24 protein-coding genes are annotated in these 23,548 nt (G+C 54.0%); 7 read left to right on the forward strand and 17 right to left on the reverse strand.

All coding sequences use genetic code 11. The features are described 5' to 3' along the window. The first annotated feature begins 20 nt into the window (after window positions 1–20). Window positions 21–1,427 (forward strand): type II CAAX prenyl endopeptidase Rce1 family protein, encoded by a 1,407-nt coding sequence (locus RHH81_RS06445; RefSeq protein ID WP_310742783.1) that lies wholly within the window; start codon window positions 21–23, stop codon window positions 1,425–1,427. On the opposite strand, the gene RHH81_RS06450 is transcribed toward RHH81_RS06445, so the two are convergent. Beyond that, on the reverse strand, window positions 1,395–2,171 hold the full coding sequence (locus RHH81_RS06450; RefSeq protein WP_206199464.1) for an SDR family oxidoreductase: 777 nt from the start codon (window positions 2,169–2,171) through the stop codon (window positions 1,395–1,397). The two genes, RHH81_RS06445 and RHH81_RS06450, sit on opposite strands and share 33 nt — an antisense overlap. 67 nt (window positions 2,172–2,238) lie before the next feature. On the opposite strand from RHH81_RS06450, the gene RHH81_RS06455 reads away from it, so the two are divergent. Continuing rightward, window positions 2,239–3,129, forward strand: a complete 891-nt coding sequence (locus tag RHH81_RS06455; RefSeq protein WP_206199465.1) for an alpha/beta fold hydrolase — start codon at window positions 2,239–2,241, stop codon at window positions 3,127–3,129. Here RHH81_RS06455 and RHH81_RS06460 read toward each other — a convergent pair. The 8 genes from RHH81_RS06460 to recN form a co-directional block, all read right to left on the reverse strand. Further along, window positions 3,126–4,079: a heme o synthase gene (locus tag RHH81_RS06460; protein WP_206201640.1), complete on the reverse strand. Its 954-nt coding sequence runs from the start codon at window positions 4,077–4,079 to the stop codon at window positions 3,126–3,128. The two genes, RHH81_RS06455 and RHH81_RS06460, sit on opposite strands and share 4 nt — an antisense overlap. Before the next feature lie 17 nt (window positions 4,080–4,096). Then, window positions 4,097–5,017 (reverse strand): heme A synthase, encoded by a 921-nt coding sequence (locus RHH81_RS06465; protein WP_399378991.1) that lies wholly within the window; start codon window positions 5,015–5,017, stop codon window positions 4,097–4,099. Window positions 5,018–5,162: 145 nt separating this feature from the next. Continuing rightward, entirely contained in the window at window positions 5,163–5,732 is a 570-nt protein-coding gene (locus RHH81_RS06470; RefSeq protein WP_206199467.1) for a hypothetical protein, read from the reverse strand. A 63-nt stretch (window positions 5,733–5,795) separates the two neighbouring features. Next, window positions 5,796–6,815, reverse strand: coding sequence for a polysaccharide pyruvyl transferase CsaB (gene csaB, locus RHH81_RS06475; RefSeq protein WP_302677841.1), 1,020 nt, complete (start codon window positions 6,813–6,815; stop codon window positions 5,796–5,798). After that, the gene (locus tag RHH81_RS06480) at window positions 6,812–7,507 is read right to left on the reverse strand and encodes a sirohydrochlorin chelatase (RefSeq protein WP_302677842.1); all 696 of its coding nucleotides are present in this window, start codon (window positions 7,505–7,507) and stop codon (window positions 6,812–6,814) included. The genes csaB and RHH81_RS06480 overlap by 4 nt, the downstream gene beginning before the upstream one ends. Next, entirely contained in the window at window positions 7,504–8,772 is a 1,269-nt protein-coding gene (gene hisS, locus RHH81_RS06485; protein WP_206199470.1) for a histidine--tRNA ligase, read from the reverse strand. The genes RHH81_RS06480 and hisS overlap by 4 nt, the downstream gene beginning before the upstream one ends. Before the next feature lie 41 nt (window positions 8,773–8,813). Continuing rightward, a complete protein-coding gene (locus tag RHH81_RS06490) occupies window positions 8,814–9,179 on the reverse strand; it encodes a resolvase (protein ID WP_206199471.1) in 366 nt (121 codons plus the stop codon). A 67-nt stretch (window positions 9,180–9,246) separates the two neighbouring features. Beyond that, entirely contained in the window at window positions 9,247–10,965 is a 1,719-nt protein-coding gene (recN, locus tag RHH81_RS06495) for a DNA repair protein RecN (RefSeq protein WP_310742786.1), read from the reverse strand. Between the two features lie 154 nt (window positions 10,966–11,119). Here recN and crtR point away from each other — a divergent pair, with 154 nt between their 5' ends. Genes crtR through RHH81_RS06510 form a run of 3 tightly spaced genes read left to right on the forward strand, consistent with a single transcriptional unit; the run spans window position 11,120 to window position 14,272 of the window. Next, entirely contained in the window at window positions 11,120–12,004 is an 885-nt protein-coding gene (gene crtR / locus RHH81_RS06500; protein ID WP_399364977.1) for a beta-carotene hydroxylase, read from the forward strand. A gap of 14 nt (window positions 12,005–12,018) precedes the next feature. Next, the gene (locus RHH81_RS06505) at window positions 12,019–12,978 is read left to right on the forward strand and encodes an ABC transporter ATP-binding protein (RefSeq protein WP_206199474.1); all 960 of its coding nucleotides are present in this window, start codon (window positions 12,019–12,021) and stop codon (window positions 12,976–12,978) included. Window positions 12,979–13,033: 55 nt separating this feature from the next. Beyond that, complete coding sequence (locus tag RHH81_RS06510; RefSeq protein ID WP_225901509.1) at window positions 13,034–14,272, forward strand: endo-1,4-beta-xylanase; 1,239 nt, start codon at window positions 13,034–13,036, stop codon at window positions 14,270–14,272. Window positions 14,273–14,274: 2 nt separating this feature from the next. Here the strand turns inward: RHH81_RS06510 and RHH81_RS06515 are convergent, their stop codons facing one another. Further along, complete coding sequence (locus tag RHH81_RS06515) at window positions 14,275–15,927, reverse strand: aldehyde dehydrogenase family protein (protein WP_310742787.1); 1,653 nt, start codon at window positions 15,925–15,927, stop codon at window positions 14,275–14,277. Window positions 15,928–16,078: 151 nt separating this feature from the next. On the opposite strand from RHH81_RS06515, the gene sufC reads away from it, so the two are divergent. Then, window positions 16,079–16,861 (forward strand): Fe-S cluster assembly ATPase SufC, encoded by a 783-nt coding sequence (sufC, locus tag RHH81_RS06520; protein WP_206199476.1) that lies wholly within the window; start codon window positions 16,079–16,081, stop codon window positions 16,859–16,861. Continuing rightward, window positions 16,858–18,144 carry a Fe-S cluster assembly protein SufD gene (gene sufD / locus RHH81_RS06525; RefSeq protein ID WP_310742788.1) on the forward strand — a complete coding sequence of 429 codons (1,287 nt, stop codon included), beginning with the start codon at window positions 16,858–16,860 and terminating at the stop codon, window positions 18,142–18,144. Before sufC ends, sufD begins: the two co-directional genes overlap by 4 nt. On the opposite strand, the gene RHH81_RS06530 is transcribed toward sufD, so the two are convergent. The 7 genes from RHH81_RS06530 to RHH81_RS06560 form a co-directional block, all read right to left on the reverse strand. Further along, the gene (locus RHH81_RS06530; RefSeq protein ID WP_206199478.1) at window positions 18,141–18,764 is read right to left on the reverse strand and encodes a Crp/Fnr family transcriptional regulator; all 624 of its coding nucleotides are present in this window, start codon (window positions 18,762–18,764) and stop codon (window positions 18,141–18,143) included. The genes sufD and RHH81_RS06530 overlap by 4 nt on opposite strands. Before the next feature lie 85 nt (window positions 18,765–18,849). Then, window positions 18,850–19,362 (reverse strand): flavodoxin FldA, encoded by a 513-nt coding sequence (gene fldA / locus RHH81_RS06535; RefSeq protein ID WP_302677848.1) that lies wholly within the window; start codon window positions 19,360–19,362, stop codon window positions 18,850–18,852. A gap of 333 nt (window positions 19,363–19,695) precedes the next feature. Next, window positions 19,696–20,244: a PepSY domain-containing protein gene (locus RHH81_RS06540; protein ID WP_310742789.1), complete on the reverse strand. Its 549-nt coding sequence runs from the start codon at window positions 20,242–20,244 to the stop codon at window positions 19,696–19,698. Between the two features lie 51 nt (window positions 20,245–20,295). After that, on the reverse strand, window positions 20,296–20,970 hold the full coding sequence (locus RHH81_RS06545) for a Fe2+-dependent dioxygenase (RefSeq protein WP_310742790.1): 675 nt from the start codon (window positions 20,968–20,970) through the stop codon (window positions 20,296–20,298). A 128-nt stretch (window positions 20,971–21,098) separates the two neighbouring features. Beyond that, window positions 21,099–21,320, reverse strand: coding sequence for a hypothetical protein (locus tag RHH81_RS06550; RefSeq protein ID WP_206199482.1), 222 nt, complete (start codon window positions 21,318–21,320; stop codon window positions 21,099–21,101). A gap of 138 nt (window positions 21,321–21,458) precedes the next feature. Further along, window positions 21,459–22,862, reverse strand: a complete 1,404-nt coding sequence (locus tag RHH81_RS06555) for a HAMP domain-containing sensor histidine kinase (RefSeq protein ID WP_310438347.1) — start codon at window positions 22,860–22,862, stop codon at window positions 21,459–21,461. Then, complete coding sequence (locus tag RHH81_RS06560) at window positions 22,816–23,505, reverse strand: response regulator transcription factor (protein WP_149818035.1); 690 nt, start codon at window positions 23,503–23,505, stop codon at window positions 22,816–22,818. Before RHH81_RS06560 ends, RHH81_RS06555 begins: the two co-directional genes overlap by 47 nt. Window positions 23,506–23,548 lie beyond the last annotated feature (43 nt).

The following is a 23,548-nucleotide window of genomic DNA, read 5'->3' on the forward strand; positions in this document are numbered from 1 at the left end:
TCCCTTGTCAGCTTTGCCCTATGTCTCTAAAGCGGTTGGTGCTTGCAGCCCTCAGTGTCGTGGTCGCTGCCCTCATGACGGTGTCGTTGCTGGGCAGTTATTTAGAACCCCAAGCCCAAGGGCAAATTAACCTATTTCAGACCAATTTGTCACTACAAGCCCGAGAATGGCAGGGTCTGGGAGATGCCACAACCCGCGATCGCCTTGTGGGGAATGTGGAAAGCGCAATCAAAGCCTATGAAGAGGTACTGGCCACACCCACACCACAAAACCAACCGCTGCGTCTTCAATTGGGACTGCTCTATGCCGATGCCGGCCAGCGCGATCGCGCCCTCAACACATGGCAACTCCTCATTAATGAGGCTCAAGGGACAACCCGCAGTACCGCAGAAGTGCTGATGGGATTGTGGACCGATCCCCCACAATTGCTGCCAGATGCCGAACCATTGATTAAAAATACACTCCAAGGCTGGTTTCGCGATCGCGCCCTCGAACGCCTCTATGAACTGCAACAGCGATCCGACGCCCTGATGACCTTGACCCGTGCAGAACAGCAGCGCGCCCAAGCAGCCTTCTATCGCCTTGCCCTGATTGGCACAACTCCTCTGCTAGGAAGTTTGATTGGGATTGTTCTTTGGATTGTCTGGATCTATCAACACCTGCGCCGCCGCCAGCACGGGAACACTCTGCCACCCCTGACCCCCGTGACATGGGGCTGGGAAACCCTCTGGGAAGGCATGGTAATCTGGTTTACTCTCTTTTTTGCCATTAGCTTGGTGCTCATGCCCTTGGTGCGCTCCCTGATTGGCATGGGACTGCCGCTGCGCTCTGCGATGGCTCAAACGCTGTATGCCTTAGTGAGCTACGGGATGATGATGGTTGCTGGCTTGGGCTGGCTGTGGTACTTTCTGCGTCCCTTTGGTAAGCGCCCTGCGGATTGGTTATGTTGGCAAGGGGGGTTAGGGGGTGCCTTGCGTTGGGGGGTCGGCGGTTATTTGGCGGCACTGCCCTTAGTCGTGGTCAGTTCGCTGATTAGTCAAGCCCTGCTGAAAAATCAAGGGGGCGGCAATCCTTTACTGGAAATTATTTTACAAAGCCGCGATTACACCACCTTTGCCCTACTCTATGTCATGGTGGCAGTGATGGCGCCCTTCTTTGAGGAGATTCTCTTTCGGGGATTCTTCTTTCGTTCGGTGCAATCCTATTTGCCCCTCGGCACTGCCATGGGGGTGACGGGACTCCTCTTTGCCATTGCCCACCTGAATTTAGCCGATCTATTGCCCTTGACAGTTTTGGGAACCGTGCTCAGCTACATCTACTGGCGATCGCAAAATATCGGTGCAGCCATGATTCTCCACAGCATCTGGAACAGTGGCTCCTTTTTGGGCTTGCTCCTATTGAGCGGCGGGACGGAAGCGGGGTTCTAACTGCTGCACCAACCACTGGCGGGGCACCAACCGACCAGCAAGGGCAAGGAAGCGATTGGCGGGCTGACCGGGAATGACCGTGGCCACATCGGTTTGCAACGCCGCAAGGGTTTCGGCAACCACCTGTTCGGGAGTGTCCTGCCGGGCAATGAGAGCCGGGTTGCGGGTCATATCGGCACGCTCAAAGAAGTTGGTGGCAGTGGGTCCGGGACAGACGGCAAGTACCCGAATACCCAAGGGTTTGACTTCTGCCCACAGGGCTTCGCTGAAGTGGCGAACAAAGGCTTTGCTGGCGGCATAGACGGCGAGATAGGGCAGGGGCTGAAAGGCAGCAATGGAGCTAACGTTGATAATCGTGCCTTGACGACGGGGGCGCATTTCTTGGAGCACGAGATGGGTGAGTTCTACTAGCGCTGTGATGTTCACTTGGAGCATGGCCGTCAATTGCTGGCGATCGCGCTCGTCAAAGGCCCCATAATCGCCAAAACCAGCATTATTGACTAATACATCCACCGTTAGTCCTAGGGATTGAATCTGTTCATAGAGGCGGAGCGCCGCATTGGGTTCGCTAAGGTCTTGGGGAATACCTACAACCGGTACTTGGGTGCTGAGCTGCGTCTTTAGCTTTTCTAGGGTGTCGAGGTGGCGACCAGTGAGAATCAAAGCGTGCTGGCGATCGGCCAAGGCTTGGGCAAAGGCCTGCCCTAATCCCCCCGTTGCCCCCGTAATCAGTGCGGTTGCCATAAAATAAAATTGTTACGAAACTTAAAGATCGCTATTCTAAAAGTAATACATTTCGGGAATGGGCAGAATGACCTCTACGCTTTCAGCCACCGCAGCTTTTCCCACCGCAGATTGGACTTGGCGTGGCCATCACATTCGCTACAGCGTCAATGGCAGTGGTGCCCCAGTGGTGTTGGTTCATGGTTTTGGTGCCTCTATTGGTCACTGGCGCAAAAATATCCCTGCCCTCACCGCCGCAGGTTACCGTGTTTATGCCCTTGATTTACTGGGTTTTGGTGCTTCGGCAAAGCCGGATTTAACCTACAGTTTGGATCTGTGGACCGAGCTACTGGCGGACTTTTGGCAAGCCCACATTGGGGAACCCGTGGTTTGGGTAGGGAATTCCATTGGTGGTCTGCTGTGTCTGATGATGGCGGCTCGCTATGGCCACACCTGCCGTGCGGTGAGTGTTCTCAACTGTGCCGGGGGACTCAACCACCGTCCCAATGAACTGAATTGGATGCAAAGCCTCTTTACGGCCATCTTTCGCACCTTGGTTGCCTCTCCCGGCATTGGTCATTTGATCTTTAACCAGATTCGGCAGCCGGAGCGCATCCGCAAAACCCTGACCCAAGTCTATGCCAATCCCGACGCCATTACCGATGAATTGGTGGAACTACTGCATCGACCCGCCATGGATGCCGGCGCCAAGGAAGTGTTTGCCCGTGTGATTTCAGCACCGCCGGGACCGAAAATTGTGGATTTGCTGCCAGAGATTCAAGTGCCGATTCTGGTGCTCTGGGGTGAGGTGGATCCTTGGACGCCGGTGTCGGGGACTCAGCACTTTGCAGCCCATCAAGATCGCTTGCCGATTCGCATTGAGCGACTGCCCAATACTGGCCACTGCCCCCATGACGATCGCCCGGAGCTGGTGAACCCGATCCTCATTGAGTGGTTGCAACAGTTGGGACACGCCTAACTCAAGAGGCAAGCAAGGGCATCGAGGCTTTCTGGCAACTGGGGCAAGAGAATGCGATCGCCGACCATGGCAGCACACAGCAGCATCATATAGAGAATCGAGAACTTAAAGAGGCTGCGTGCCTGTTCTTTGTCCTCTGGGGCTTGGGTCAACTGCCACGCGCGGTAAATAAACCAACTACCAAGGGCGATCGCCACCACACCATAGCCCCAGCCCACGACACCGCAAGGGTAGATTAACAGCAGACTGGTGGGCACCAGTGCCAAGGTGTAGAGAAAAATTTGCCGTGCCGTGACGCGATCGCCATCAACAACGGGCAACATCGGCACCCGCACACGGGCATAGTCCTCTTGAATCAGCATCGCCAACGGCCAAAAATGGGGCGGCGTCCAGATAAAGATAATGGCAAACAGCACCCAAGCTGCCCAACTCAGTTCTCCCGTCACCGCTGCCCAACCCACCAAGGGGGGAATCGCCCCAGCCGCACCGCCAATCACGATATTTTGCGGCGAAGACCGCTTCAGCCAGTGGGTATAGACTCCCACATACACCGCAATTCCGGCCATAGCAAGGCAGGCACTCAGGAGATTGGCAAAGACCGCCAAGAGGCTAAAGGCCGTTGTTGCCAAGAGCACTGCTAGAAACACCGCTTCCCAAGGAGCCACCCGACCCGCTGGCAAAGGGCGATGGCGCGTCCGCTCCATAATGGCATCAATATCGCGGTCATAGAGACAGTTGATCGTATTCGCTGCCGCCGCTGCACAGGCACCACTGACAAGGGTTATCAGGAGCAATTGGGGAGCCACCCGACCTTGGCTTGCTACTTCCATTGCTGCTGCAGTTGTAATCAAAAAGAGCAGAATTAAGCGCGGTTTGGTGAGTTGGACATAGTCCACTAATTTTGTCGAGAGATCCCCCGTTGAGGAGGAAAGTCTGGCTAGGAATGTCATGCGAGCCTCAAGATCGTTCAAAATTCATGCTTCAGGGAACCAGCTTGGCGATCGCGCCATGCCAATGTGGAAATGGCAACCAACACCCCCAAAAGGGTGGCGCCAACCATTTGATGGGCAACGGTGAGTGCCGGCACCTGTAGCTTTAGTTGTAGGGTGCTCCAGCCCAAGGCCACTTGCAGAGCCACCACCGGCAGAAGCGAGAAACTCAGTTGCCGCAAGAGGGGAGCCGAGGCTGGGCTACGCCACGCAACAATCACCACCCCTAAAACGCTCAGGGTGGCTGGGACAACACCGATCAGATGGCTATTGAGGACTACACACAGGCGATCGCCATAGAGGCACTGCTGCACTGCCCACTGCGAAGACACCAAGCCCCCTAACAAACTTTGGCCATAGACACATAGCGCGGCAATCACTGCGGCAATCCGCAACCAACGGGCGCTCCCCGTACCCCGAAAGGGAGCTAAACCAACGGTGATGGCTGCCAAAAGGCAAAAGAAGAGCAGTCCTGTGCCCAGGTGAGCGGTAACAATTTCAAAGCGCAGCAACTCAGTCACCGTCAGGCCACCGAGAATCCCCTGCACAATCACAAGGCACAATGCCGCCGCAGCAGCAGAGGGCACCCAAGGGGGCAGAGCTTGCCGCCAAGCCACACTCAATCCTACAAAGGCGATCGCCATCAGCCCTAAACTGGTGGCCAGCAGGCGGTGGAACCACTCTAGGAAGATCTGCAAATCCATTTGCGGTACCAGCGTGCCAAAGCACAACGGCCAATCGGGACAGGCTAAACCGGCATCCATCACCCGTGTGGCACTGCCCACCGCCATCAAAAAGAGGGTAAAGACCGTCATCAGCAGCACGAGGCGAAAAATCCACTGGCGACGGGCACTGGGATCACTGCCTAGGGTCAAGGGTGAGACATGAAAAGGCCCCAGCACGGATTTTTCCTCGACAGCAACAACTTCTTCATGGTAAAGAAGCTAAGGGGGAGATCAGGGCTGGCGTGAAAATCTATAGCTTTTCTTTAAGTTTTCGCTAGAGTATAAATTTTTCTTGCATTTGATTGCCGAGTTTGAAGGTCTAAAACGATGGCTCTCCGGCACTGGGTTGACGCTGCAAAAAGTGGAGAAAATCCAAGAGTTCTTCATCGCTCAGTTGCTGGCGCGATCGCTTGCCATAGCGTTGCAGCAAACAAGCCCGCCCTTGGGCTTCTGTCCATCCCAAGCGTTTCATTTCCACGGTAGTTTGGGCAATTTCATCCGCTAAATCCACGGGTTCGCGCTTAGGGGGGGGCTTCTCGCTAGCCGGTTTGACCGCTGGCTTACTGCGGCGGGAATTGGCAGGAGTGGTGGGTTCCAAGAGCAGATCAGTATTGCTGGCCTCTGACCAAGGAGCTGCCTCGAGGACTGCGGGGGTGCGGGGAATCAGTTCCGCCTCCGTTTGCACAGGGAGGTGAATACCGAGAAGTTGCAGGGCACGCTGGCGAGCACTATCTTCCGCCTGTTCTAGGGTGGGGGCAGCAGCCATCCCCGTGGCTAGAATCGTGTCGCCCACAAGGAGGGTGGTTTTGACAATAAAGAGGCCGTCATGGATTTGCAATAAATCACTGACAATGCTGCCGGTGGGATAGCGGCGGTGGAATTCGCTCATGGGGTTGCCGCAATAAAACGACGCATCGAGTTGATCTTATCCTATCCTTGCTGAAGGGCTGGCCTAGAGGAGATTCAGTACTGCCTTGTGAACCGCAGCCGATTGCAGGTAGGGTTGATAGTCGGGCACGGGGGCTGTGAAGGTGTGTTGCCATTGGTGGATCAAGGCAGTGGGGTCAGGGGGCAATGCTGCTAGTTCAACCCCCGCCATACCCGTATCGGCCATGAGGTAACTCACCTTGGGATCATAACTGAGGGCAAAACAGCGACAACCCACACTAGCCGCCATGATCAGGGCATGGAGGCGCATGGCGATCGCCCCCGCCGTTGTCGCCAACAGTCCCTTCATCTCGCGGGGATCCTCACAGGACACGAGTTGCGTCTGCTCAGGGACTAATGCCCCATAGAGATCCTCAGCCAAGGGCAAATCCTGTTGGGGCTGAAAGGGCAACAGCAAAAGCGGTACCCCCGTCTCTGCCTGCCACTGCCGCAAGGCCATTTTCAGAAGCTGCCAGCGATCGCCCGTGAGGTGTCGATGGGGACGTAAACACACAGCAATGGGCGCCTTGTCCTTGGGAGGTAGCACAGGACGGGCTGACATCAGCCACACGGGATCGGCACCCTGTTGATGGGGAATGCCCCACTGCCGCAAGAGAGCCGCTGACCCAGAATCGCGCACCGTGACTGCAAGACAACGCCGCAGAAGGGCCCGTGTCCACCAACGATAGAAAGGCGATCGCAGAGGGCCAATCCCCTGTGCCCAAGCAATAGTGCGACAGCCAAAGCGCTGTGCAAGGGTCATCAAACCAAGGTAATAGAGGGGGCTGCGCCAACTGGTGACATCCTGAATGAGGCTCCCACCACCCCAAATGAAGGCTTGGCTCTGTTGTAGGGTGCGCAGCACCTTTGGCCACTGGCGGCGATCGCAGGTAGCAACGCCATAGCGGGCTGCTGTGGCTGTAGGATTGCCGCTGAGGACAACCGGTGAAACGTGGGGCGGCAACTGTTCGAGGAGCGTTGCCAAGAGGGCTTCATCCCCGGCATTGCCATAGCCGTAGTAGCCACAGAGAAAGACTTGACTCATGCGACAGGCTCCACTAGCGGCACTGCCTGAAGAATGTCTTGAAGAACGTTGATCAAGGCGGAGGTAGGTTGAATGGCTGGCACCAAGGAAACAGCGTGGTGGGGATACCTGACTTGCAATGTCGCCAGTTGGCTGTGAACCTGATCAACGGTTTTACCGCCAAAGAGAAAGTAGCCATAAATTTTGCTACTGGTATACCCCTGAGCCATCCGCCTCTCAATGGCATGGTCTAAACTTCCCACTTCGGTCAGCAGCGCTGGACGCACACCACAGGTCTGACACAGTTCCTCAAACCAAGGGTGAACTTCAGGCCGACGACTGCCGTGGCCAAGGAGAATATCGGCGGCTGCATCGGCGATCGCCTGCCGTAACCACGCTTGAAACAGGGGTTGCCCCCCTAAGAAGGTCAATAGTTCTAAAGGTAAAGGCGAGTCAGTACTCGCGATCGCCTGTGGCAGATCCACCACCACATGGTTGCCCGGTAGTAAAAACAGGGGTAGGATGACTACCCGCTGAGCGCCTTGACGTTGCGCTTGGCCACTGAATTCCTGAATCTTGTTAGGTAGTGGTTCTTCCTCAAGGGTGCCCCAGCCCACCATTCCTAGGCGGGTGAGTTGCTGACACAAAAAGGCCATTGCCGCCTGTGGCTCAGGGGCAGGACTGCCGTGGCTAATGAGAAAATAGGCCATCATGATGGGGCAGAAAAGCGCGATCGCCAAGTTTCGCTCAACAGTTCCTGTTGCGGTACCAAGACCTGTTCCCCAGAGGCCAGCCACTTCAGCTGTACTGTGCCATCGGCCGCTTCGCTCTCGCCAATCACCAAACAAACGGTGGCACCGACGCGATCGGCGCGTTTGACCTGTTTACCAAAGGCACTGCCGCTGAGATCCATTTCTACGGTATAGCCTTGATGCCGCAATTGCTGTGCCAAAATCAGGCCTTGGCGTTCGGCAGCTTTGCCACGGGTCACCATATAAAGGTAGGGTTGATCACGCGGCGGCAACGGGCGATCGCGCAGGAGTAAAATCAACCGTTCCAGTCCCATCGCCCAACCAATGGCGGGGGTGGCAGGTCCCCCTAATTCCTCGACAAGGTGATCGTAGCGCCCCCCTCCACAGACGGTTCCCTCGTTGCCCAAACGCAAATCCTGAAATTCAAAGGCGGTATGGGTATAGTAGTCGAGGCCGCGCACAAGGGCAGGATTTATCTGGTAGCGGATACCCAGATCCTGCAAGAGGGATTGCACCTGCTCAAAATGGTCGCGCGATCGCGGACTGAGATAGTCCAACAGCCGCGGCGCTTCCTTCACAATCGCTTGGGTGTGAGGGTCTTTGCTATCGAGAATGCGCAGGGGGTTGCGGTGCAGACGCTCTTGGGAATCGGGGTCTAACTCTGCTTTGTAGGGGGTGAGGTAATCCACCAAGGCCTGGCGATAGGCACTGCGATCCTCGCGATCGCCCACGGAGTTGAGCATCAGGGTTAACTCCTTCAGTCCCAAGGCCTGCAAAATATCTAAAGCCACAGCAATGACTTCGGCATCGGCACGGGGATCGGCACTGCCTAAAACTTCCACCCCCAACTGGTGAAACTGGCGATAGCGACCGGACTGTGGCCGCTCGTAGCGAAACATGGGCCCTAGGTACCACAGGCGTTGGACGCCCCCTTGGCTGTGCAAACCATGTTCAATATAGGCGCGCACCACCCCCGCCGTGCCCTCTGGCCGCAGCGTCAGCGACCGTTGAGCGCGATCGCTAAAGGTGTACATTTCCTTACTGACAATATCGGTGGCTTCGCCAATGCCCCGCTCAAACAGAGGGGTTTGCTCAAAAATGGGAGTGCAAATTTCGCGGTAGGCAGCGCGATCTAAAATCTGGCGAGCAATGGTTTCTAAATACTGCCAATAGACCCGCTCAGCGGGCAAAATATCGCGAGTTCCCCGTGGTGCTTGCAAACCCATGTGTGGTCAATGCGCAAATGAAACAGACGTATTATACCTGCCTAGCTTCCTAGTAACTTCTCCACCCGCTCTAGAACCTCGCGAATGTGCTTTAATTCCCCGAGAATTTCCTTGAGGAGATCATCTGTCGGATTGGGGGGCGTGGTTTTTAATTCCACTTGGAGGGTGGTAATGCCCATCACGTCACGGGCAAAACGAGCCACTTCATTGGGGTGAAACAGCAGCGGTTCACGACGGCTTTTGCGATGCTCTGGATTGAGGCGTTGGGGATCAAAGGGGGGATTCATGGTTTCATGATTGGTGTTGACATAACGATAAATAGACGCACGGGAGCGGCGGAGAGTTTGCTGCACTTGATCAATGGTCATTAACTCATCCCCCCCGGCAGGATAGGAAGAACGCTGCATTGAGAACGGCCAAACGGTAATGTTGCTATCAAACTTATTTTACTGTAAGGATATGGACATCAAATGGTTAGGTTTTCATGCTAATTCCTTTGGCGTTAGGCGGAAAGGGGCGTTGTTGCTGTGCCAATAGGCCACTGGCAAATGACAGTGCCATTGCCGAGCGATCGCCCCCCGCTAAATCCGCAAGGGCTTGGACACGTGCCTCACTGGTTAAGTATTGCACACGAATTACCGTTGTGGCGGTACTGGGATCAATGTCCTTTTGCACCAAATAGTGATGATCAGCCGCTGCCGCAATCAAGGATTGATGGGTAACGCACAACACCTGATGGGTTTGCCCCAATCGGCTTAAACTCTCGGCGATCGCCCCCGCGACGCGGCCAGAGACCCCGACATCAATTTCATCAAAAATTAGCGTTTTCGGTGTTTGCTGTGTCGTCAAGCAGGTCTCCAACGCCAGTAAAAATCGGCTCATTTCACCGCCAGAGGCCACCTCCCCAAGGGGTTGCAGGGGTTGACCGGGGTTGGCGCTCCAGAGAAAGGTAATCTCATCACTGCCGCTACTACTGGCTTCTGTGGTCGTCAACTGCACAGTAAAACGGGCTTGGGGAAGTCCAAGGGGGCAAAGGTGGGTAAGGAGGTCTTGTTCGAGGCGTTCTGCCGCCCTTAGTCGTAATTCGTGAAGTTCAGCACTGGCTTGTTCAAGGGCCTGCCGCAGTTGGGCAACTTCTGCCGCTAGGCGCTCTTGGCTGATGGATTGTTGACTCAGGGCTGCTAATTCTGCTTGGATGCGATCGCGATAGGCAATAACACTGGCCAAATCAGGGCCATACTTGCGACACAGGCGTTGTAATTGGTGAATGCGCTGACCTAGGGCATCGAGCGTAGCTGGATCCGCATCGAGGCGATCAGCATAACTGCGCAGTTGGCGGGCGGCTTCTTCGGTGTGGGCGATCGCCCCCTCTAACAATTCGCTCATCGGCTGAAGCGCTGGATCCCAGTCGGCAATGGATTGCAGTGCCCCTTGGGCTTGCGCCAGCAACGTCACCACACTGGGTTCCCCTTCGTAGAGGAGGTGATAGGCCTGTTGGCTTTGGCTTTGCAGTTCCTGCACATGGCTGAGGCGTTGGTAATCCTGTTGCAATTGGGTCAGTTCTTCAGGGTCGTCTAGGGCAGCCGGCAGCAGTTCTTGCAGTTGAAAGTGCAGTAAGTCGAGTCGCTGGAGCCGTTGCTGTTCCTGAGCGGCAAAATTCTGCAATTCCCGTTGCCGTTGTTGCCATACTCGGTAGGCGTCTGCCACCCGCTGCCGCTGGCTCATTAAGGCCTCGCCCCCATAGCGATCGAGCCAATCCCGCTGTTGAGAAGCGCTGGCCAGTTGCACTGCCTGTCCTTGAGCTGTCAGGCGCACAAGGTGCCGCCGCAATTCCTGAAGTTGCTGGCGATTCACTAGCACACCATTGACCCGGCTGCGACTGCGAAAGGTTTCCCCCTTGAGACTAAACTCGCGGCTACAGATCACCTCATCCCCTTCAGCATCAATTTCTAGGGTGGCCAGCCAGTCTCTCACTGGGGGGGTCAGGGTGAAAATAGCTTCGATACAGCCCTGCTCTGTCCCCGATCGCAATTGCCGCGCCGAGAGCTTCCCCCCAAGGAGAGCATCAATGGCATCGAGGAGAATCGACTTGCCTGCCCCCGTTTCCCCCGTGAGGACATTCAACCCCCGCTGAAAGGTCACCTCTAGCTCCGCAACGAGGGCAAAGTTCTGAATCCGCAGCGTTTGTAGCATTGTGGCTCCACTAGAGCAACGGTTCTAGGGCCATCCTTGAGCAAAGGGCGGTGACCCACTTTTGGGATCGTGCGACTTGATTTTGTACCGCTGATTAGCCTACATAGTATGAAGGTAACATTTTGCAACAATGTGAGGAGCGACCGCGCGGATGATCACGGAGGCAGCGATCCCGGCCACGGTTCCCAAGGAATTTTTAGGTCCACCAGTGGGCTTTAATCCCACTTTAGTGATGTTTTTTGCCGCATTTGCGATCGCCATTCTATCCACTTGGGGCTACTTTCAGGGTCACTGGCCGGGCTGGGTCTCATTTGTGGCCAATATGCTGGCCTTGCACCTCATGGGCACAGTAATCCACGATGCCTCCCACAATGTTGCCCACAGTAACCGCATCATGAATGCAATTATGGGTCATGGCAGTGCCCTGATGTTGGGCTTTGTTTTCCCTGTCTTTACGCGGGTGCACATGCAGCACCATGCCCATGTCAATGATCCCGAAAACGATCCCGACCATTATGTTTCCAAAGGGGGTCCCCTGTGGCTAATCGCGCCCCGCTTTTTCTACCACGAGGTTTTCTTTTTTAAGCGGCAGCTTTGGCGGAAGTACGAACTCCTAGAGTGGTTTCTCAGTCGCTTGACGCTGGTGGGCATTGTCACCTTTGCGGCGCTTAATGGCTATTTAGACTACGTGCTCAACTATTGGTTTTTGCCCGCTGGGGTGGTGGGTCTGATGTTGGGGCTATTTTTTGACTATTTTCCCCATCGTCCCCATACCGAGCGCGATCGCTGGCACAATGCGCGGGTCTATCCCAGTCGCCTCCTGAACATTCTCATTTTTGGCCAAAACTATCACCTCATCCATCACCTCTGGCCGAATATTCCTTGGTACAAAGTGCAGCCGGCCTACTACGCCGTTAAACCGCTTCTCGATGCCCACGGCTGCAAACAAACCCTTGGTATATTGGAACCAGGGAATTTCTTGCCCTTTCTCTATGATGCTTTGGTGGGTTTGCATTTCCATCGCCCTCGTTCTTCCTGAGGTGAATCTCCGATATGCTGGCTGACGCTGCGGGCGATCGCCCCCCTGTGGTGGCGGTTGAGAACTTACAAAAGTCCTACCGTAGCGGATTTTGGCTGCGGACGGTGCTCACGCCCCTCAAGTCTGTCTCGCTGCAAGTGCACCAAGGGGAAACCTTTGGCCTGCTGGGACCCAATGGTGCCGGTAAAACCACCCTGCTGAAGATTCTCTTGGGGCTAGTGCAACCCAGTGCAGGGCAGGGTACGCTGCTGGGACATCCCTTGGGCGATCGCGCTGTGCGACAGCGGATTGGCTACCTGCCGGAAAATCCCTACTTTTACGACTATTTAACCGCTTGGGAGTTTCTAGAGTTTACGGCGGGACTCTTTGGCCTCAGTGCTGCCACCCGCAAGGAACGCATTCCTCTGCTGTTGGAAATGGTGGGCCTCAACCTCAAGGATGCCCGCAAAAAGCAAATGCGCCGCTACTCGAAGGGGATGGTGCAGCGGGTAGGATTGGCGCAAGCCCTGATTAACGATCCCGAAGTGGTCTTTTTGGACGAACCCATGTCGGGTCTCGACCCCCTTGGCCGCTACCAAATTCGCGAGATCATTCTTTCTTTAAAACAGCAGGGTAAGACTATCTTCTTTAATAGCCATGTGCTGGCGGATGTCGAGGCCATTTGCGATCGCATTGGTATTTTGGCGCAAGGGCAATTGATTTGCGCAGGCGGTGTGGATGAACTCCTTGGCAGTAGCGAAGCTTATCACGTGGTGGGCAAAGGCGGTCATGTGGATGGCCTTCAGGAATGGCTCTATTCCTTAGAAATTCAGGGCGATCGCTGGCAAGGCGTGATCAAAATTCCCCTCCAACGCTTCCTCACCCTCGTTGAAGAGATGGGCGGCAACATCCTCCAACTGCGCCTTGCGCGCCCCACCCTCGAAGAGTTTTTTGTCGAACAACTGCGTCAACAGGGGATTCAAGTGACCCATTAGGGAGCTTAGGATAGCGACAATCCGTCTGAAGCTCTAGTGATCTAAGGATTGATTCATGCTGAACTGGCGCCGTTTTCTCTGGTTGAGTTGCTTGGCCGCTCTTTTAGTGGTTGCCTGTGGTACCTCTGCCTCTTCTGTGGCCACTGATGCCCTCAGCCAGCAAATTGAGCAATTGCGACAGGCGCCCCTCACCGTCGTTGTTGAGAATGGCCAAGGCCGTCCGATTCCCCATGCCCGCATCCAACTGCTGCAGCAAAGCCATGCCTTTCCCTTTGGCGTTGCCCTTGACACCGAGATGTTTCGCCCCTCCCCACCCGCGGCTGCGCCTTGGTACAAACAAACGGCTCAGGCAAACTTCAATGCGGCGGTTCATGAAAATGCCCTCAAGTGGTATCAATTGGAGCCAGAGCAGGGCAAGCTGGACTTTACCATGGCTGACACCATTTTCAGCTGGGTGCAGGCCCAAGGCTGGCCAATGCGGGGGCATACCCTTTTTTGGGAAGTGGAGCAGTTTAATCCCCCATGGCTGAAAACACTGCCACCAGAGCAATTGCGCGCAGCGGTGAAAAACCATGCCATTGCCGTGTGTCGCCACTATCGCGGTCGGATCAACGAATTTGATGTCAACAATGAGATGCTCCATGGCAATTTTTTCCGCAGTCGCTTGGGTGAGGGCATTGTCAAAGAGATGTTTGCATGGTGCCGTGAGGGCAATCCCGATGCGATTCTCTATGTCAACGACTACGGCATCATTGAGGGCGATCGCCTGAATGACTATGTTGAGCAGATTCGTCGTCTCTTGGCGCAAGGGGTTCCCCTTGGCGGGATCGGTATTCAAGCCCATCTGGAATATCCCTTGGATGAGGCCAAAATGCAGCGTGCCCTCGATACCCTCGCCCAGTTCAATCTGCCCTTGAAAATTACGGAAGTGAGTGTGAGTTTGGCGGACGAACAACAGCAGGCCCAGACCCTGCGCCAAATTTACCGCATTGGTTTTGCCCACCCCGCAGTCAAGGAAATTTTGCTTTGGGGCTTTTGGGCGGGGAACCATTGGCGTCCCCAAGCCGGACTCTATCGCCAAGACTTTTCCGCCAAGCCAGCGGCGATCGCCTACCGCAAACTCCTTTTTGAGGACTGGTGGACAAGGGTGACGGGTCAAACCAATGCCCAAGGCCAATGGCAAGGACGCGGCTATCTTGGTCGCTATCGCCTAACAGTGACAGCCCAAGGCCAAACCCGCACACAGGAGTTGACACTGCCTCAAGGGGGGAAAACCGTCACCGTTCGGCTATGAGCCTAGCCCCGCATCGCCGCCATCAAGAGGGACAGCCAACCCAAGGGATTGCCGCCAGCGTAAATGTCCATGACCGCCTGCGCCAGTTGGGGTAGGCTGCGATGGCCATAGAACCAAGGGGGCGTGACCGGTAACTGGAAGGGAACACGAACCACGGCTTTTTCGGGATAGTCAAACAGAAAGCTATTGTGAACCACGCCCACCCCAGAACCAATGGCCGCTGGTGTATGTCCAGGAAAGGCTCCCCAAGGGGTACAGCCCAACCCATAGGCCAAGGAAACCCATGCATTGATGGCAATAGAACCATAGCGCAATTGGGCGATCGCCTGTTCCAGCACGTCTGCATAGCTGGCCTCAGTACGCGGATCAACGATTAGACTACAGCCGAGGGTACCCCAGAGCCGCTCATTGACAAAGGGCACGGCAGTGGTGAGGTAGGCGGCGGCATCGCTAACGGGCAATTGCACCTCTGCCAACAGACCACAGAAGACCTCCTCTTGGAAAATGCGGGGATTGGCCGTGGGGGTGAGGCCTTCAATCAGGGTCCAGGGAATCGTGCCTTCGACAGCGGGACTCAGCACTGTGGCTTGGGGATAATCCGCCAGAAACGACTCATAGCGGGCGATCGCCCCCGGATAATAGGCAGGGCGAGGGGGAATCGCTTGCAGTTGTGCCTTCAGGGTGTTGAGGAATGCCTCTCGCTGCGGCCATCCCGCAGCCGTGACGAGGATTTGCGCCCCAATGCAGTTAAAGCTGGCGTTATGGACAAGGGCACTGGCCACTTGGCGGGCTTGGTAGGTCAGTTCTGCTGCTGTCCATTCGCCGGGAACGATCAACAGGGGAGTGACATTTCCCAATTCTGCTGTCACGGGTTTGGTCAGCTTCCGTTGTTGGCGAGCTTTGCGAATGGCCTGTTCTGCAGCGGTTTCCCCCCAAACTAGACGATTGTAGGTGTGGTGGGACCCAGTAATATGAATGTGCTGCGTCAATGGATGATGGCAGAGGGCTTCCCCTAGGGCGGCATCTCCTTCCACAATCTCAAGGAAACCCGCCTCAATTAAGGGCGCACAAATCTTGCGAAAACACTCCGTCAAGGGCGCCAAGAGGGGATTCATCTTCAGTAGTGCCACTCGATTGGCCGCCACCAGTTGATAGAGGACATCCGCCAAGCACAATGATGTGATATTGCCCGCCCCCAGCACCACAGCGACCCCCGGCGGCGGTGGGTTACGGTAAGCACTGCCCTGACTTGGGGGTTGATCGGGTTGGAGCCAAACTTCGGCTTTCACCCCAAACCAAAGTAAACGCTCTTGCCAATTGCGCGGCAGAATGTCAGCGATCGCCTGACCACTGGGGGCAGTTCGCCAGCGCGGCACTGGAGGAGTTGCCTCGTGACGCAGGGCATGGAGATAGTGATCGAGCTTGAGAATTAAGCCCAAAGGGCCTGTTGTCCATTCTTCCCCTGCCCAAACCCCCTGGGGGTCAATACCTTTGATTTGACAGGCCAAGGTCACCCATTCTGGAGCATGGCGATGGGCAAGGGTCTTCATGGCTTGAAGATAGCCCATGCGCTCTCGCGGTGCGAGGCATTGCCAGCGGCTGGCCTGCTGATGGAGGCGTTCCAGTTCGGGAATGGTGGTTGTTGAGAGTGTCATAAAAGGTGGTTGATTTTCTCCTGTGGGCATGGTTTGACAGCGGTGCCGGTGTACTGTTGTCGTCAATACTCCTCTGCCAAGAAACTCAATCGCGATCGCCAGCCTGCTGCGCTACATTAAAAAATTATGAACGATGCAAGGGAGGTAAGGCGTGATTCGTCCCGACAGCGAAGTCATTTTAGAGGTGCGTGATCTCACGGCCAGTGTGGAGGACACCCCCATTCTCAAAGGCCTGAACTTGACGATTCGCGCTGGGGAAATTCACGCCATCATGGGTCCCAATGGCTCCGGCAAAAGCACCTTCTCAAAAATTCTCGCGGGTCATCCCGACTACACCGTAACTGGTGGCGAAGTGCTCTACAAAGGCAAGAATCTCTTGGACTTGCCCCCTGAAGAGCGTGCCCGTGAAGGCGTCTTTTTGGCGTTTCAATACCCCCTTGAAATTCCGGGGGTGAGCAATCTCGACTTTTTGCGGGTGGCCTACAACGCCAAGCGCAAGCATCAAGGTCTCGAGGAACTGGATGCCTTTGACTTTGATGATCTGGTGCGAGAGAAAATTGAACTGGTGAAGTTGGATGAAGGCTTCCTCAATCGCGGGGTGAATGAGGGTTTCTCCGGCGGCGAGAAAAAGCGCAACGAAATTCTGCAAATGGCTCTGCTGGAGCCGACTCTAGCCATTCTCGATGAAACCGACTCTGGGCTTGATATTGATGCCCTGCGCATTGTCGCCAATGGCGTCAACCAACTGACTCGTCCCGATAACTGCATTCTCCTGATTACCCACTATCAACGGCTGCTGGACTACATCCTGCCTGACTATGTCCATGTGATGGAGGGGGGTCGGATTATCCTCACAGGGTCGAAGGAACTGGCCCTAGAACTGGAAGCACGGGGCTATGACTGGGTTCGCGAAGAGGAGGGGGCTGTATCATGACCATTACAGTCAACGCCAATTCCGATCAAGCGGATCTGCCCAAGGCCAGTCGCACGAATGAACTCAATGATCTATTAAACTGCGCACCGCCCCCGCGCCATGCTGAGTTAGAATCCCTGCGGCAAGCGGCCCGCGATCGCCTCCATGAGCAAACCTTGCCCACCCCCCGCGATGAGGATTGGCGCTTTACGGATTTATCGGCTTTACGGACGCGATCCTTCCAAGCCCCCATTGCCCCCCTCAATCCAGAAATTGTTGCCGAAGTGCGGCATCTGCTGTGTGAGCGCAGCTTTCCAACCGTTGCCCAAATTGTTCTGATTGATGGCTATTTTTGCGGAGAACTCTCCCGTGTGAATGCCGCTGGGGTTGAGCTATTGCCCCCTTCCCTACCAGCGATCGCGCCGCCAGAGGTCTTTAGCGATCTCAATGCCGCCATGCTTGCGGATCGGGTTTGTCTGCGTCTATCGGGGACTCTCCCTGAACCTGTGGAGGTGTTCTGTGTCAGTAGTCGGCAGCAGCAGAGTGTGGTGTCACCGCGTCTGACGGTTCAAGTTGCTGCCCAAGGTGAAGCTACCCTGATTGAACGCTTTTTGTCCCTCACGGGCGATCAACAGTTCACCAACAGTGTCACGGAACTCTCCCTAGGCGCCAGTGCCCGCCTGCGCCATGTGCGGATTCAACACCAATCACCAACGGCGATTCACATTGGCTGTACAGCGGTGTGCCAAGCCCAAGACAGTGACTACGAGGGGCACGCCGTTGATTTGGGGGGATGCTTGAGCCGCCACAATTGGCAGGTGCAGATCCAAGGCAGTGGCAGCCAGACAATCCTGAAGGGACTGGCGATCGCCATGGATAGCCAAATTATGGACACCCACTCGGCAGTGTTCTTTAATGCTCCCCATAGCGGCAGTGAACAGATTCACAAGTGCATTCTTGGCGATCGCGCCCACGGCATTTTTAATGGCCGTATTGTTGTGCCACAGGTTGCCCAACTAACCGATGCCAGTCAACTGAACCGCACCCTGCTGCTTTCGGACAAAGCGCGTATTGATACCAAGCCTCAATTGGAGATTGTTGCCGACAACGTCAAGTGCTCCCATGGTGCCACGGTGAGTCAACTGGCCAGCGAGGATCTGTTCTATCTGCGCAGTCGGGGTCTAGAGGTGAGCCAAGCGCAGGATTTGCTGGTCAAGGCCTTTGCCCTTGAACAACTGACGGATCTTCAACCCGAGCCCCTGCAGCAGGAAGTGGAAGCGGCGCTCTTGGCTAAGCTACACTAACCCCTGTTCTTTGGGCAGCATGAATCTTGGCCAAGAAGAATCAGGTGGCGATCGCGCCCCCAGCGGAGCTGCTGTTGCTGACGCAGTTGGTGGAGCAAGCGGGTTACGGTTACCCGAGTAATGCCTGTGTAGCGGGACAGTTGGGCATGGGTGAGCCGCACAGGGAGGCGAACACCCGCGGGGGTGCTGACCCCAATCATTTGCCCCAAAACCACTAAAACTTCATACAATCGCTGCACAGCAGTGGGATAATGACCGGCCTTCAGTAACAGATCACTGTAGTACTGCCGATACTGTTGCCCCTCGCAAATGAGGCGTGGCAAGTGGGCAGATGCGTGTACCTCAGCGGCCGTAAATGAGAGGAGGCGACTTGGGCTCAGCGCCTGTATTTCATAGCAAAGATCAGGGGAGCCACAAACGGCCATTCCCGCCGTCCCTAACCCAATAAAACAGAGGTTGCCGTCGCTGTCGACGAGGTTGATCTCAATAATCCCTGTTTGAATCAGCCAAACACGCTCCCGCAGCACGAGGGATGCGTTGCGGCCTAGTTCAGAAGCTGGGTAGGCTTTCGCCACAGTTGTGGCTGGATCAATAGGTGTATAGAGGGGGACGGACATCATTCCCATACCCAAAAACGGAATGATTACTATTATCAAAATTCAAAAGAGAGGCAACCCCGCATTCACTGAGTTGCCCCAAAACCGTCTAGAGACCAAACTCTTGCTTGAGTTGTGCGACCCACTGCTGAACGCGTTGATCCGTAAGATCGGACTGGTTGTCTTCATCAATGAGTAAACCCACAAACCGATCTCCCCGCAGCGCTTGGGAGGCATTGAATTCATACCCCGCCGTCGACCAGTATCCTACCGTCTCACCACCCCGTTCACTAATTTTTGCCTCAAGAATACCAATGGCATCGCCAAAGTTGTCAGCGTAGCCCACTTGATCTCCTGCGCCAAAGTAGGCCACTTTTTTGCCAGTGAAATCAATGCTGTCTAGCTCCTCGTAAAAGCCCTCCCAGTCGGCTTGAAGTTCGCCCACATTCCACGTTGGACAGCCGATAATCAGACGATCGTAGGCCTCAAAGTCAGAGGGACTTGCTGATGCTATATCATGCAGTTCTACCACCGCAGCATTGGCAAAGGCGGACTGGATTTTCTCTGCAATCATCTGGGTGTTGCCAGTTTGGGTTCCATAAAATAAGCCAATTGTTGCCATCGATAACATCCTCGTAAATTTTTGCTGGCGTTCTCCTAGGATGTTCTGGGGCGATCGGCAGGATTGGGGAGCCTGTGAACACTGTCGTGCTCCCCTATTTATTATTGCAAATTTATTTCAACTGGAAACCTGTTTTAGAAGACTCGCTGTTGATCGTCCAAAAATTTCGAGCCTCTGTTCAGCACCGATTGTGCCCTCAATGGAGTCGTCGTAGTTGGCAATCAAAGCTCCCTTGTACTGAAGCAGCTATGGTCAAGAGGCCAACCAAGGGCAGAAGGTTCTTAGGAATCTGAGTAAGCGATCCCCACCATCTAGGCGGTGCTGCTGGCGAGATCACCCGAAGCGCTTACCGCGCATTTTCCAGCCCGTTAAAAACATCAGGAGCAAGACGCCACTGAGCGCCAAGATGTAGAGAGGCTTGAAGGCAACACCCAAATAGGCTCCTTCATGGATCTGGAGTAAGACAGCCAGCTGCTGTTTTGGCAAATGCAGCCACTGTTGACTCAAGTGGTAAGCAACTCCTGTGATGGCACTCACCAAAAGCGGCAGCAAGACAACAATAGCTCCATACTGATGGATGAGTCTCAGGCTGCTGCTTGGCTGAGCCAGCCGGTGGTACTGCTTGAGTCGTCTGGGATTGATTAACCTAAAACCACTGACGGTCAGTACGACCACCCCTAAGCCCAAGCAGAGCACATAGAGCAAACTGAAGGACTCCCCCAAAAAGGCGCCCGTATGGATTGTCATCATCAATTTGCCAAAGTCTTTGGATAGTCCTAACCAACTGCGACCCAACCGATAGGCCAATCCGGTACACATCGTTAACCCCAAGGGCAGCCACAGCGCGATCGCGACTTGACGATGCAGTTGACGTATTTTCATTCTCGCCCGTCTCCATTCAACTCAGTAGATTCCTGAAAGGAATACCTTGGCTTAAACATCTGCCCATTTGCGCAGTAAATTGGCGTGCACCTTGCAAAGCAGGTCAAACTCAATGGTTTTTCCCTGTTTTTCAAAAATGCTGCGACGAACAGTATCCAGTTCAAACAGCAGTTCTCGTTCCAAGGGATCTCGAACTAAACTTTGCACCCATGTGACTGCTACAAGGCGAACACCCTGACTCAGTGGTTCCACTCGATGCAAAAAGATGGCTGGATACGCAATCATTGAGCCCGCAGACAACCTAAAGGACTGTTCGCCCAAACTGGTATCGAGAACCAAGGCTCCCCCTTCATAGGTACAAGGATCACTCAGAAAGAGGGTGAGGGACACATCAGAGCGACTCAACTGCTCACCGCTACCCATTAGGGCATTATCCATATGGGTGCCATAGACCATGCCGGGTTCGTAGCGGCTAAAAAGGATGGGACGGATGACCTTAGGTTGTACATAGGCTTGGAAGAGATGATTCCTTGTTAAGGCTGCAAGCACGATTTCTGAAGCCAGCGCATACGCTTCACTGTCTTGCGCCAATTGTTGATTGTCTTTAACCGTTCTTGCATAGAGCCCGGCAGTCAATTTGCCATCTACAAAGACCCCTGACTCAAGGATGGCATTTAGGCGATGCAGTTCTTCAGAGGTTAAGACTTGATGGACTTGCAGTAGCATTGGCTCGCTTTCCTAGGGGCTGACCCATAAAGACAACAACTTGGGGGGAGGAAAAACAAGGTTGACATCCTCCCCGGCCTGAAGGTTGTAGATTCCTCACCTCGGAATTCGGACTTCCTGCTCTAACTTTACGAATGGGAATAGGACCACCAGCGTCGGCGTCGATAACGACCCTCTCCACCTTCCTCGCCTTCGCCCCATTCACCTCCTTCGGCCATCAGGTAAATGCTGGAGCCAATGGTTCGGTTTTTCGTAGCAGCGACAGCAGAAGCGCTGGCAGCCGGCGCTGGAAACTCATAGGAGACCCCTCCCTCTTCATTACCGGCACTGAGATTGCTGCAACTCGCCATTGTGCTTGCCAATCCTAGGGAGACAAATAGGCAGAGGGCTTTTGAACCGTAACTATTCATAGGTTGCTCCTTGTTCAATGGGCTTTTACTCTATGATTGTGCTCAAGAAAAGTAACAATCTAGGGAAGGTTGCTGTACTTAGGAGCGGGCGAGGAGCTTGACTGTAAAGGTGGTTCCCTGATGCCGCTGACTCTGGACGTCTACCGTGCCCCCATAGTGCTCAACCAGCGCCTTCACCACTGCTAAACCTAACCCTGAGCCTTGGGCATGGTACAACTGTGCCTCCTGAGAACGCCAAAAGCGATTAAACACTTGGCAGATGTCTTCGGGAGGAATACCGATGCCAGTATCCTGAACCTCAACAATCGCAAACGCCCCCCTTTTTTTGAGGTTAATGGTTACAGCCCCATGGCTAGGGGTATAGTGAAGCGCATTATCCAAAAGATTGCTAAAAATCTCATAAATTTGTTCAGGATTGCCATAGACATAGGCATTGGTATCACAGTGATAGGTCAGATGAATCTGTTTTTTCTTAGCGCGATCGTACTGTAGCTCAACGAGTGACTCCAATAGCTCATCCAAGTCAACATTGACCCATTGACTCTGATCAAGTTTATGATGATCCATACGCGCTAGGAGCAATAGCTGATTGATCAAGGTATTCATCTGGTAACAGGCGGATAAAATTACTTTGAATTTATTTGATTGGGATGGTTCAAGATTCTTGGAGTATTGCTCTAGCAAGGAAATCGAAGATTGAATTGCCGTTAGGGGATGTCGCAATTGATGGGAGGCATCTGCAGTGAATTGTTTTAATTGATTGAGTGAAATGAGAATCGGTTGAAGACTTTGATTAGTTAACCAAAATGCTGCCAAAAGCGTAATCATACTAATGCCGAGGATATTCAATAGAAAGATAGATTTTAAGTATTCTAGCTCCCGATCTAACTCAGCGGTTGATTCTATGACACAGACATAGCCAATGGCTTGGCGATGAGGCTCCATTTTGTTTGCTCTGGCATATACCGGCAGAAAGAAATAGCGATATTGATCTTCTTTGACAATTGTTCCAGCGTCAGAAAGATGATTCGGTATACTCACTTTGTCCATCCTTCTGCCTTCATAAACAATTAATTTCTTATCCTTGTCATACCATTGAACACTCTGAGAAAAATGACTGGGGAAGTTTGTCATGACTTCATAGACAGACTCAAAATAATACTTGCCCATTAATTGAGAAACTGTAATTGGTTGCAAGTCTCCTGAAACATTTTTAGGAACATACCCTTTATATTTTGGTTCTTTCTTTAACTCTTCATACTCGTGCTGCAGGATTTCCAAGATATTTGCAGACTGGGTGCCTACTTCTTTTAGATGATCGTCGAGTTGATTGTAGCGGTGATAAACAATCAGAGAGTAAATTGAGAATGAAGAGATAGATAAAATTCCAGTAATCACCAAAAAGTATATAAAAAACAGGCGATGCCGCAGATTGCTAACTTGGCGATTCAAAGTTGGGATTAAGCCGATAGCCAAAACCATAGACAGTTTCAATAAAATTAGGAGGAGCCCCGCCTGCGTTTAGTTTGTGCCGCAGTCTCTTTAAGTGTACTTTAACGGCTTCTTCCCCTGGCACTTCCTCTAATGACCACGCATGATCGATAATTGCTGAGCGGCTAAGGATGCGACTGCCGTTACGCAACAACACCTCCAAAATGGCATACTCTTTGGGGGTCAGCTGGAGCTCTTGGTTGTTATAGGTGACTTTGGCTTTGTCTAGATACAGGGTGAGGGCGCCCCACCTAAGAACAGAGGAAAATGGTAACGACTGACGCCTCAGTAGGGCACGTACCCTGGCCAACAGTTCAGCCAGATCAAAGGGCTTGACTAGGTAGTCATCGGCGCCGGCATCAAGACCCATGACTTTGTCAGTACTGGTGTCTCGAGCCGTTAGGATCAAAATAGGCAGCTGGTAGGCTCTCTGGCGAAGGATTTGGCACAGTCTTAGGCCGTCCATGCGCGGTAAGCCCAGATCTAAAATCAGTAGGTCAAAGGCAGTGGCCTCTAAATACTCAAGAGCTGATTCGGCATCATGTACCACTTCAGGGGTGTAGCGCTGATGGGCTAGGGATTCGGCAATTAAGTTGGCGATGGTTTGATCGTCTTCAACAATTAAAATTTTCATTAAGGCCGGCGGCGTGGGGACACCCCTGTGTTCGTTGCCCAGC

The organism is Thermosynechococcus sp. PKX95, from assembly GCF_031583295.1.
Lineage (GTDB): Bacteria > Cyanobacteriota > Cyanobacteriia > Thermosynechococcales > Thermosynechococcaceae > Thermosynechococcus.